The following is a 12,340-nucleotide window of genomic DNA, read 5'->3' as shown; positions in this document are numbered from 1 at the left end:
CAAAAAAGCATGAGGAAATCCAAAAAATTCTTCATGAAAATAATCTTTTTTTTATTAAAAAATCACATTCAATAAGTTTGGAAGTTTTAAATAAGTATAAGAAATATAGATATTTATTCAATAGTGAAAATACTTTTCTAAATTTTGATTTAGAATATGAGAATTTTAATCACTTGTTAGAAGATTTAAGTAAACAATTTGAATATTATGAGCTTAATTATCTAGACGTTAAAGAAATTAGAGAATTTATTATTGAGCAAAAAGTTATAGATGCATATAAATTGATTTCAAATATACAAAAATATAGGCCTATCCCAATTGAAAAATCTATCGAATTAGATTATGTGCTTGTTGAATTAGTTGAAAAGTATAACCTCTTGGTTGTGAATAGTTTGTTAAATTTTCAAGCGGATAAAGTTGCTTCTAGTTTGTATAGTTTAGAACATGGGGAATGCAAAGACCGAGATCATTTTTTTGTAAATAAAATGTTTATTGCAAGGATCACATCCTATTTGGAATATTGTAAATTAAATAATAAAACTCCGTCCCATATACGCAGTATTGGGCCAAATTGGAGTTATACTTCCTTAGAATATTTTGTTAGCAAAAGTATAATAAATGAGGGACTATCTTGGACTACTTTTAGTGGTGATGAATTAGTTCATAAATGGCTGAATAGTGAAAAAGTAACAATAAAGCCAGAACTTTAACCTTTAAATAAATAAGAAATTTATTTAAACTTTTATTGGCTTGCTTCTGAAAAATTATTAATAAGATTATCTTTTAGGTAGCATTAGAGTTAACAATTTTTAATTGATTGGGCTTTGTTGCATAAACCTATTCTTAAAGACTTCTTCAGCCATATAATTTTCAAATAAAGAAGTGTGCATCTAAAATCTATAGTACATCCAATTGATCCCTTTATAAGATTGTTAGTATGCAACATAAGAACTGATCCTAGACAACTCCTTTAATCACTTTATTGTGATTGAGTTGTCACACTTCATCTTTTAGCCCAAGCAGTTTATTGGGGGACTGCTCTAAATTTTGTGAAAGTATTTTTACATCTGTTCATGATTGTTCTTATCATCAAAAAAAGCAATGAAGTGTTTTGCAATTTTGGGCGAATGTAAATAGACTCCAATTTCATGGAGTAATTCGTGATTATGATTAGATACTGAAGCATTGGATGAAAGCCAGTTTAGACTAGAAATTACCAAGTCGTTATCGTCCCAAGCAAGTACTTTTGAATGGTTTGTTTTTAATTTATTCCAGTTATGGCGTAAAAGCTTTATCCCATTTACTAAAGCAGCTTTTTCCATAGCATTGACGGATTCTTTAGAAATTATATCTGTATCAAAAGTAGAATAAAAAGCTCTCTTACTATTTGCCTTGCATTCTTCTAATGCATTTAATATAGGACGGTTAGCAACATCACTAATTTTGTCACTCAAAATTAATACTTTTTGTTGAGCTTCATTCTTAGCCTTTTGGATATAGGAATAATGTTGATCTTTTAATACAATTTCAACACGAGTTGTTTCTAATGAAGGGGCTGTCTGTCCGCTAATGTAGATATCATAAGTTAAATCAGCAATATACTTACTAGTAGCATCATAAATTCCACTCTTTCCAGTCGCGATGCTAGAAGCTAATGTTAAAAAATATTTAACAATATCATTGTGTTTAAATAATACAGATGCTTCAAATCGATCAAAATTTGAATATAACCAATTGCAAGAGCCAACAATAACTATATTTCCAAACTCTGCATGATCAGAAATAATGAATTTAGCATGAGATCCGCACTGCTCTTGCAAGTGGATATATTTAGCCTGAGATGAACTTAAATTTTGACTAAAATAATTCAATACATTTTGATATTCATCAGTACTAGTAAATTCTTCATTATCTTTTCCCCATAAAATTGTTATTCTTACTTGTCTATCGGCGGCATTTTTTAAATCATCAATGAAAGAATCTAACGCCCATAAACCACCAATATAAGTGGTTTGAATTATTAAATAGCTTTCAGCATGATTTATCAAGTCCTTAAATTTTTTTCTGTGATTTATCCCACCAAGTATCAAATCAAATTCATTATCACCAATAGAGAATGAGACAGGGGTACGATCTTGAGAGCTTAAGTTTGTATTATTTATCTCATCAACTAAATTTGTATTTCTTGAATTTTTTTTGTGCTCATTGATTAATTCTTTTAATTTCTGTTCGATAAAGTCAAAAGTAGCTACATCAAACCATTCATTATATTTATTATAAAACCTATCAATAGATTCCTTTCCATTTTCTAAAGAGACATTGAATATGACAAAACGTTTATCTGTTGGAGAGGTTTCAAGTCTATCAACAATGGTTGCAACTTCATGAGAATAAGTTATTTCTTTCAATAAGCTATCTTCATTAACAAAAGAATGAGGATTGTCAATTCGTAGTATTGCAAGATTTTCACCAGCAGCTTTGAGTTCTTGAATTTTTAGATAGTTATATGTCCCGATATTTTTATGCCGTAATAATCCAATTACTTTACCAACTATGGGATCAATTAAATATTCTCTAGTTGCCGCATAACTAGATACAACAGGCGGAAGATCATTTCTATCGGCTGCTACTAACCCAATATTTGTAATCGCAACGCATGTTGGATTTTTACTTCTATCAAGTTCAATCCATCCCATACGTAATAAAGGAATAATAATTTGAAGTATAATTTGTTTTGGTAATTGAGTGATTTCAGCTAGGTGCTCTAAAGTAAAAAAAGAACTACGTTTGGCAATTTCCCGTAATATAATAAAATCTAATACACTCCATCCATCGGTTCTTGTGACATTGAGCTTCTGTTGACCATAAGCAAATTCAATTGCAACTTTAAATTTACAGCTTCTATTCTGCTGTATAATGTTTTTAGTAATCACTAGATGTGACCTCATAAAATTGAAAAAATTGCGTTAATTATCTTAGTAAGCTATTGGAATATAATGACAAATTTCAAGCTCTTTAGCCTGAATTGAATTTGGAATTAACATATCTGTCATTTTGACCAAAAAATTTTCACTATCCTTTGCTCGCGAATCATTTGACCACCAAGCAAGCATATCTAAACTTCCCACAATAATCATTTGGTATTTAGCTCGGCTAAGCATCACATTCATTCTCCGTGCATCAAGAAGAAAGCCTAGAGCCTTGCGTATCGGCGTGTGTGTATTATGTCTAACTAAGCTTAATATAATTAAATCTGCTTCTCCTCCTTGAAAAGAATCTACAGTTTTACATAAGTTATCACCTTGAGCTATGCAAAACCCTTTCTGCTGTATTTTTTCAACAGTTTTGTGTGTTAAAAATAAACTATTTAACATATCAACTTGCTTTTTATATGGACTAAGTACCATTAATTTAATTGGCTTATTATTTTTAGTATTTAATTGAGATTTTGATTGAATGAGTTCAAGAGATTTTATAATAATTTGAGCTTCAAATTCATTAGTATAATCTTTTTCTTGGGGAAGAAAATTGTATTTATTTGAGTCTTGAATTCCCAACCATACAATTCCTTTATCTGAGTTGATATTTGGGAAGTGATCATTGGTAGAGAAAATAAAAGGCTTTGTAGTAATATCTAAATATTTATTTTCTGTCTCTTTATGGTTTATTAATTGATCTTTGTAAAATAAGGAGGATATTAATTTTGATATGTTTGGGTGCATTCGATACTGTATTTTAAGCAAATCACCCATAGAGGATGAATTATTTATATTGAGGCGTTCAGATGTTTCAACTAAATGTTTAAATAGAGAAAAATGGGTTTTAGCATTAGTAAAAATACGTTTTATTGTCTGATTGAGTTGTTTGATGGTGTCATTGTCTAATTCATCTGACTGCATTAGCTCCGATAGCTCATCAAGTCCAGATATTTTGGTTAAATTGGTTTTAAAACTACCATTACTAATTCCATCAATTAGCAATGAATAATCAATGCTATCACGTTCAAGTATACTATTAACCACTTTTTCAGAAAATGGTGGGAGTTGTTTATGATCTCCAATCATTAGTCGTCTGTGTGAAAGTAATAATGGACTTATAAGTTCGTTACCAGATGCTTTGCCTGATTCCTCCATAATCGTCCAATCAAATTGAATGTTATTTTTGATTAATTCTTCAATAATTCCAGAGTTAGATGTTGTAAACAAAATATTGGCTGAACTAATTATTTGCTTATAAAATGGTTTTCTTTTTTCAGTTGATTGTATAAATTGATCCATATCATTTTTAAGACTAGGATATTCTATATATGCACGTTTCCATAATAAACTACTCTTGAGATCTTCAACATATTTTTGAGTATGTTTTTCAATCTTTGATGTATCATCATCGAATATACTTTCATTCTTAAAATCATCGATAGAAATAATATTTTTTGATAAATTAATATCGCCACCCATTAAAGCGTCATATAAAACTTGAACTGTAGCATGGCTTTGAGCTGTTAGGACAATTTTACTATTTGGTTCATCTTTAAATATTTGCTCAATCAAAGCGGTTACTAAAAAAGTTTTACCAACTCCAGGGGGACCTTGTACAACATAGTTTGGATATGTTTGTAAGATATCTGTATAGACCTTTTGTTTTGAAGCATCCATTTCGCCATAACTTGAGGTATAGGAGTGCTTATATGGTATTTTTGTGATATTTTCGTCTGGGCTAACTAAACTTTTTATTAAGTATGAATTATTTATTAATGCTATATAGGCTTTATTTTTCCTATGTAATAGTGCAGATGAACCAGCTTGCGATATAGGTGTCAGATACAGAGGATGATTATTAAAATATTGAACAAATCTTAATAAGTCTGGACTGTTTGAAACATGGAAATAAAATTGATTTCCAATCTTTTTATCATAAATCAATTCAAGTCTTATATCTTCATCATTAAAATGCATCGATGTAATATTATCCCAAGTTTTAAATTCAGAAGATTTTTCTAGTTCTCTTCTACTTAGTATCCATTTGTTATTTTCACCATCACTTAATTTGTTATTAAATAAGTCTAAAATGCTTCCATTAATTCCAAGCAATTTTGATAGATTTAATATATCAATATTTTTTTCCAATTTAATTACAATTGAATCCGTCTTAACATCTGCAACTACCTTAAATATATTTCTTCTATATTCTGCAACTTCTATTGCATGGCACATGGCAAGACTTTGCAGAAATTCTTTCACTGTTGGATCTAAACTATTTTCTTGTTTTAATTGATCAAATTGAGACCAATCCTCATATCTAGTATTAGTACTTGGTTTAGCGTACTTTTGAGATACTTTTGATGGCGTAATTAGTCTAACTGAAATTTGACAATCAATAGACTTTTTAGAAAATTTTGCCCAATGGGGAAGGCTTTCCGTAATATTGAAACATGTGGCACGGCTCCAACTTTCTATTGAAGTTGTTATGCTAAAAGATGTCGGTTCCCTATATTTTATGACTTCATAAATATAGCGTTTACCTTTTATAAAATATTTGTCCTCATCTTTATTATCCTTTGCATATATTAAAGTTATATTTTCCCCACTTAAATCATCATTAATAAAATCTAAAGCTTCTTCCAATAGGTAATTATCATTGTTTGCTGCATTAGCTAGTGCTTTAATTTGTTTAATTAACCTTAAATTTAGAAAATGATTATTAAAAAATACAATATATTCTTTTCCTGACTCCTTGTCTGCTAAACCTTTTACATCATTAATAATATTTTCAATTTTATTTATGATGTAATCACCATTAATAGCTTTTGCTCTAGTTTTGTTTGAAATACTATCATCCAATAGTTCTTTAAGAAAAGTAAATTCACTTGGCATCAATTCAATATTTTTACTACGATAGTCGAGAAAAATATTACATAGTGCAGCAATTTGTACCCAATCTTGTAAGTATGAACTCTTACTAGCTTGTCCGGATATGGAAGATAAAGGATTTGTTAAATCATTCAGTGATAGGCAGTATTCAAATCCTGTTAGTACAAAATTTTCGTCTGTATTTGTGTCCTTTAATAAGATATTGCGACTACAGATGTTTGAATGTAGGAGTCCTTGATTATGTAAAATATTTAAACCTCTAGCTAAGCGGAGAATATTTTTCCATAATGAAGCTCTATATATTGGAAACTTTAATTTATTTTTATCTAAATAAGCATATTTATCATTATCCGTCTCCAAGTACTGACTTAGAATTTGGTGCCCTTCATTTAAATCAAATACAATTGCATATGCATAATCATCAAATCTTGACTCTTTAGATAGTAAAAGAAAATCTTGTGCTCCGTTAATTAATTTTAGTTTATTTAAATACCTTAACTCATGACTCCATAACTCTCGGATTAGAGTGTCATCAATATCAGGGGTTCGAGTCCAAACTTTTACAAGTTCGATATTTTCTGCATCCTCATCGTATCTATAATAAAGTCTAGCGTTACTGTTCTCGTAACTAATGCCTAAATCTGTATAACTAGTCATGTTCATAATTTTGTCAAATTCCAATAATTTGTAATTTTCTGATTTAAAAATTCTGTTTTTTTAACTGGAGTATATTCTTCATGTCTATACTTCATTGATTGCCTAATCGCCAAAGCTAAAAGTCAAACTCGTACTTTTTGAGATACCTTAAAAGTAGTTTAGGTTAAATAATGAATTTTAATAAGATACCAATTTTTCTTGCCAGTAGGTGTATGTACTTGAATTTCATCATCTACAGATTTACCTAAGCAAGCTTTTGCTATAGGGGATTGAAGTGAGATATAGTCTTTACAACCATATATTTCCTCATCGCCTACAATGCGGAATTTAGTGGTTTCACCTTCATCATTTTCCAATTCTACCCATGCGCCAAAATAAGCTTTCCCATCTTGTTCTGGACTGTATTCTACTTTGTGTGCCACTTCAAAAAGTTTAGTTAAGTATCTAATTCTACGATCAATTTCACGCAACTTTCTTTTATTATAAATATAATCAGCGTTCTCAGACCGATCACCGAGACTCGCTGCCCAAGATACAATTTTTGTAATTTCAGGGCGTTCTTTACGAACTAAATCATTTAACTCATCTTGTAAGCGTTGATAACCTTCAGCCGTTAATAATTTTCGATTCAAGACAAATACTCCAAAGCTTTGCGTAAGGCATCTAATGTTGAAACTTTAAAAACAGGCTTATTCGACTCATCGACTAGCTCACCAAAATGAGTTGGTTTTAGATTCCATTTTTTTTGAAAATCAGTAGATAATAAATACTGTAATGCCCGTACTTCTTGGTCAGAAAGCTTAAAAGATTCATCAGGTATCATATTCTTATGATCATAAATATCAATTCTTTGTTTTGGTGGAATGATTTCACGGATCATCTGTTGAGCTTCTTTTAGCTCAGATGCCATAATGCGTACAAGCAATTGATGTTTGGGATTTTGAATTTCTTCAATCCACGCATTATCTTTTGGAGAGGGCTTTACCAGTTTAGCTGTCTGTGATGAAGCATCTGCAAAACATTGAATCAGTGCTCTATATTTTTCACCTGTCTTATTTCTGATACTTTGCGCTTTAGGAACACCTCTACTAAATCCTAAATTAGCAATAGTACTTACAGAAAAATCCTGAATTCCACGTTCCTGTTGCTCAATACATACTTCATAGATTGCATCGAGCGATTGCTGAATTTTCAGAGATGAGCCATGTTTTAATTTATTTAATAACTCTTCAGCATTCATGAATTGCCTCAATCAAAGTTGGTGAATTATGTAGAATGAGTTCAATTTCCGATTTTGAAATTTGTTCAGTTTCAGAAAGCTCCATCAATTTAAGCTTACCATCCATAACACTTTGTACTTTATCCCAAGATTTGAGGCGACTCATCAATAATTTAAAAATTTGATTGCCTGCTGAAAGTTGCTGTTCTTTAGATAACATGAATAAAGAGGGCATAATTTCATTAAACATCGCCATTTTATCAATGAGCTGGGTCCTTGGATAAATGGCCTGATCTGCATTACAAGATTTATAAATGACGGCATTATCACAAACTTCTTGTAATTGCTGAAAGTGACTGACTTCTTCCATTTCCAAAACTAACTCTGCATTTGAAGTAGTAATTAGCGATAATTGATCATTTTTTTCTAATAAAGCGTTGTTATTAATGAGCTTGTGGCATTTCGTAATATGACTATAAGCTGATTGGATATCACATAAAAGCATATCCAATTTTTTAGCAGCTGTTTCATATTCTGATTCAAAATTTCGTAATTCAGTTTCAAGATTTGATCTTTTTGCAGCACTTTCAAATTTTTCTTTCTTTAAGTTGGCTATATATTCTTCTTTTTCAATATTATCTATATCTTGATTAATCTGATTGATTTTAAATTGTAGTTTGGAACATATGTCAGATTGATCATTGGATTGGAGTAATATCTCATTTGTAATTGCCAATAAACCACCAATAAAGGCGGGTCCAGTAATGAAATGTCTACAACGGATACAATTCTGAGTTCCTAAATATCCTTGAGGTGTAGGGGTGTAGAATGAACTACTTTTTATTAAATCACCACCATCCTCGCATCTTGAAGCTGCAAAAGGGCAAATACCATAATCTCTAAAAATAAAATTACCCGCAGGAACCTCATTAGATAAAGCTTGTAGTAACTCCAAATTATTGCCAATTAGTTGGTTTTTAACACTTTCAATTTTATTTTGCTCAATTGTTCTTTGAATAGATTCAACTTCAGATTTTAAGGCTATTTTTTCACCTTCTTCTAACCGAGTTCTAATATCATGATTGGAAACTTTGCAATAATAAATCGACATGATGACAGAGCTATGCCCAACGATTTTCATTACGATTTCAATAGGCATACCCATTTCAAGAACATATGCAGTAATGAGGCTAACACGCATACTATGAGGCGTATATTTGGATTTATAGCTCCCGAGTGTGGCAGCATTTCCATCTAAAGTTGCTAAAGCTAAATTTGAAGGTTGAATATGAAACAGAGCCGCTGCGAGCCTAGGCGTAAGTGCATTTGAAACAGCTGCTGGTTCAAAATCATTAAAGCGCCTAAAAAGAAAACAATTCAATCCTTTGGCTTTTCTTTGTACCTCATTTAAATTTGTTCTTTGGCAATCAATCCAAGCACTAGGATATGAGATAGGATTATATTTTTGTTGCCATTTTCGTAGTCTAATTAACCAATATGCTAAATCTTCAGGTATCCACGGAATTGTGTAGCCTTGCCCATTGTTATTTGTTTTATTTGTTGTGGTAAAAATACCTATCTGACCATCAGGCATTCTTTTAATAAACGATTGTTCTTTAGTTAAACCTGAAAGTGAGGAACTATTTTTTTTCCAAATAATTTTATTTTGTGGGTCTAATTCAGCTAAATATTCATCAGCTTCACCAGAGTCATTATAAGCAATTTGACGACCACGTAATGGTACTTTGGTAAGTGCATAGGTATGAATCCAATCGGTAGGACACCACAAATAAGCTTGATTATCGACGATACGATAAATACAATCAGGATCATATAAGTCTAATTGATCAAAGTTGACTTTAATCCAATCTGCATCAAACTTATGCAGATGCTCTAGATCCTGAAAGCTTTTTGCATTTGCAGGCATAATCCATTGTTGAGCCTTTTTTACGAAATGATATTGTAAACATGGCTTTGTAGTTTCAGAACGGATTGAGCTAGATGATATATTTTGTTGATTGAGTAAAAGGGAGAACGGATTTCGAGCATTATCGACTCGTACTATTTCGCCTGTTTCTTCATCTTCAATCGTTAAATCATTATCAATGATGTAATCTAAGAATTCATTGACATAAACAACGAGTTTCCTCCTCATCGGTTCAGATTCTATATTTTCAAGAATATCTCGAAAGGGTTTTACATCGAATTTTTCCTGTATAAGAAAAGCATGTGGTGTTTTGCTTTTATCAAATTGTTCAATATAAAGACGGACGAAACGACAAAGCTGAGTTTCTTTAGTGCCTCCACCACGGGCTTTAGTCATGAATTCTTTGATCTTAATTGCCCAAGTTATATAGCTTGGTGAAATAAAATCAGGTTTAAAAGGCTCAGTTTTACCTAAAAATTTGTACCAATTTTCCCATTCATTTAGATATGCTGTCTGTGGATCGAGTGGAAGGCTCGGATCATTTAATTTTAAAATAAAAATTTTGTATTCTTTAGCATTTTTAAGATTTTTGTTTTCTATTAAACTTTTTAGCTCTGAATACGAAATAAAATCGACGATATCAAAAAAATCCTTATAGCTAATCCACTCATCATAAATTCTTTCAGGGTGTGCAGGTAGTCCATATTCCTTGTAGTTTTGTCTATATAAAACAGAATTTGAAATACCAGCATTTTTACAAAATTGCTTTAAAGAATCTAAGTCAGGAAAAGTTGAAAACTCTTTATTAAATCTTTTACTTTCAATTTGCCGAATAGCTGGAGGTTTTATCATTGAATCTTTCTCAATTTTTCTTGTACTTCTTCAAGTGTTGGCTTGATGTAAACAAGGCAAGAAGTTGGACTTTTATGGTGCATTGCTTTTTGAATTTCAACTTGACTTAAGCCTGCCTGAGCTGCTCGAAAACCGTAAGCATGTCGATGACCATGTTCGGTCGTTCCAAGATCTTTTTTACAGATTAATCCAATACGTTTTACGGCATTTTTATGCAATCTTTGGAAATTTTTTATAGTTTCAGGTTCACCTAGACTATTTGTAAATGCAAAAGGATGGGGAGAGCTTTTTGAAGGCTCTATACGTTGATATTTTAGATAGTTTGCCCAGATTAATAAAAAATCTTTAGCTTTTTCAGGAGGAATGAATACAACCTCAAAGTAGCCTAATTTTGAGGTTAATAATGGGGCTTTCCAACCGGCATAAAGTCTTTCAGAAAATAGATAATTATTTCGAGGTTTATAAGAAGTTGTTGCTAGTAAATATTCTTTTCTATTTTTGAACGCTGAGTCTGGAGAGCTACCTAGTTCAGGGTGGTAAACTCTAACTAGCGCTTCGTTATGATGATTTGGATGCAATGTAATATCTGATATATAAATATGAAAAATTTCACTTTTTCGGAGTCCACAGTAATTCATCAACATAGTAATTGCTTGAGATTTAAAATCGATGTTTCCATTCTTTTCAAAGCCCAAATATAGAAGTCTTTCAAGGTGATTTTCAGGAAAACGTACAGCATATTCATAATCAACCATGCTTTCATGAAACGAGCCCACTAAACGTACCTGGTTTTGTGTTAGATCTTTATGGGTTAAATGATTCAGAAATACATTTGCCTGCTTATGATAATAAGCACACCAATTTAAACGCTCCTCATAGCTAGTCGCTTTACGAAAAGGATTAACTCTGTTGGCTGAATGATCATCTTGTAACATGAGAAAATCTGTGTAGTGAGTGATATGAAATAATAAATTATTGGTATCACGAACTGATCGTGGTCGCCAATAAAGATCGAGTGGATCTTTATTGTTGGAATAATTAATAGTGCCAGTGATTAAAGCTTCAGTGAATGCTTTGAGTAGTTTTGTTGCGCTATCAATATTTGGAACAGAATTAATGTATTTCAAAAGAAGTTGTAGTGCATAGCATGATCTTTCTTTCCATGCCTCACTTTTTGAGTTAAACCAAGCCAAGTATCGCAAATGAGAAATAATGACTCCTTTCTCAGTCAAGATACAAGGAAGGACTAAGCTAGTGTGAGAAGTACAATCTTTGTAATTTACATAAATTTTCTTAACGTAAGCCATATACTATTTATTATAAAGTATGAGTTGTTTAACAAATAAACTATCAACATTTCATCAATTGTCAAACTCTTTTATTGGGTAATAGTATGTTTAAGAGTGGGGTTATAATACCAATACAACAAACAAATTTTAAGAAAGATTGACCGTCGGGTACGTTACCTTGGAAAACGTTTAGAAGAGTTAAGAATTGTTGATTTTGCTCCAGAGCAAGAGGGCAAAGTTTTTTTTGGAGCATGGGTCGAAATTGAGAACGAACAAGGTGAGCAAAAACAACTGCGCATTGTTGGTGTAGATGAAATTTATGATCATCATCCACAACATATTTCTATAGATTCACCAATGGCACGTGCATTACTGTCGAAACAAGTGGACGATGAAATTGAAGTCATCACACCGTCTGGGAAAAAGACTTGGTATATCAATACAATCCGCTACGAAAAGCCAGAAATAACCCTTTAATTTAGTTTTTGATTTTATTTTGTGCAATTGAATAGAAAAATATGCAAAA

General features: G+C 31.4%; 6 protein-coding genes and 2 pseudogenes. 2 read left to right on the top strand and 6 right to left on the bottom strand.

Annotated elements, in window-relative coordinates:
- Positions 1-710: pseudogene (locus E0H82_RS16485) on the top strand (hypothetical protein); the annotation flags it as partial.
- A 351-nt stretch (positions 711-1,061) separates the two neighbouring features.
- Here E0H82_RS16485 and E0H82_RS16480 read toward each other — a convergent pair.
- The 6 genes from E0H82_RS16480 to gmtY form a co-directional block, all read right to left on the bottom strand.
- Positions 1,062-2,933, bottom strand: a complete 1,872-nt coding sequence (locus tag E0H82_RS16480) for a phospholipase D-like domain-containing protein (RefSeq protein WP_165492978.1) — start codon at positions 2,931-2,933, stop codon at positions 1,062-1,064.
- Between the two features lie 42 nt (positions 2,934-2,975).
- A complete protein-coding gene (locus E0H82_RS16475; protein WP_165492977.1) occupies positions 2,976-6,527 on the bottom strand; it encodes a DEAD/DEAH box helicase in 3,552 nt (1,183 codons plus the stop codon).
- Positions 6,528-6,685: 158 nt separating this feature from the next.
- Positions 6,686-7,159, bottom strand: a complete 474-nt coding sequence (gene greB / locus E0H82_RS16470) for a transcription elongation factor GreB (protein WP_131265781.1) — start codon at positions 7,157-7,159, stop codon at positions 6,686-6,688.
- Positions 7,156-7,767, bottom strand: a complete 612-nt coding sequence (gene gmtX / locus E0H82_RS16465) for a gamma-mobile-trio protein GmtX (protein WP_131265780.1) — start codon at positions 7,765-7,767, stop codon at positions 7,156-7,158. Before gmtX ends, greB begins: the two co-directional genes overlap by 4 nt.
- Positions 7,757-10,525 (bottom strand): VPA1269 family protein, encoded by a 2,769-nt coding sequence (locus tag E0H82_RS16460; RefSeq protein WP_131265779.1) that lies wholly within the window; start codon positions 10,523-10,525, stop codon positions 7,757-7,759. The genes gmtX and E0H82_RS16460 overlap by 11 nt, the downstream gene beginning before the upstream one ends.
- Positions 10,522-11,832: a gamma-mobile-trio recombinase GmtY gene (gmtY, locus tag E0H82_RS16455; protein WP_131265778.1), complete on the bottom strand. Its 1,311-nt coding sequence runs from the start codon at positions 11,830-11,832 to the stop codon at positions 10,522-10,524. Before gmtY ends, E0H82_RS16460 begins: the two co-directional genes overlap by 4 nt.
- A 108-nt stretch (positions 11,833-11,940) precedes the next feature.
- Here gmtY and E0H82_RS16450 point away from each other — a divergent pair.
- Positions 11,941-12,291 (top strand): annotated as a pseudogene (locus tag E0H82_RS16450) (GreA/GreB family elongation factor); the annotation flags it as partial.
- Positions 12,292-12,340: the final 49 nt, after the last annotated feature.

Source organism: Acinetobacter sp. ANC 4910 (assembly GCF_004331035.1).
In the GTDB taxonomy this organism is placed as follows: domain Bacteria; phylum Pseudomonadota; class Gammaproteobacteria; order Pseudomonadales; family Moraxellaceae; genus Acinetobacter.
Note: the sequence above shows the minus strand (reverse complement) of the source record. Positions and strands in the feature narration are given on the sequence as shown.

Excerpts from the sequence above, each read along its gene's own strand:
- E0H82_RS16475 (WP_165492977.1), bottom strand. The coding sequence starts at position 6,527 with ATGACTAGTTATACAGATTTAGGCATTAGTTACGAGAACAGTAACGCT.
- gmtY (WP_131265778.1), bottom strand. The coding sequence starts at position 11,832 with ATGGCTTACGTTAAGAAAATTTATGTAAATTACAAAGATTGTACTTCT.
- E0H82_RS16460 (WP_131265779.1), bottom strand. The coding sequence starts at position 10,525 with ATGATAAAACCTCCAGCTATTCGGCAAATTGAAAGTAAAAGATTTAAT.
- gmtX (WP_131265780.1), bottom strand. The coding sequence starts at position 7,767 with ATGAATGCTGAAGAGTTATTAAATAAATTAAAACATGGCTCATCTCTG.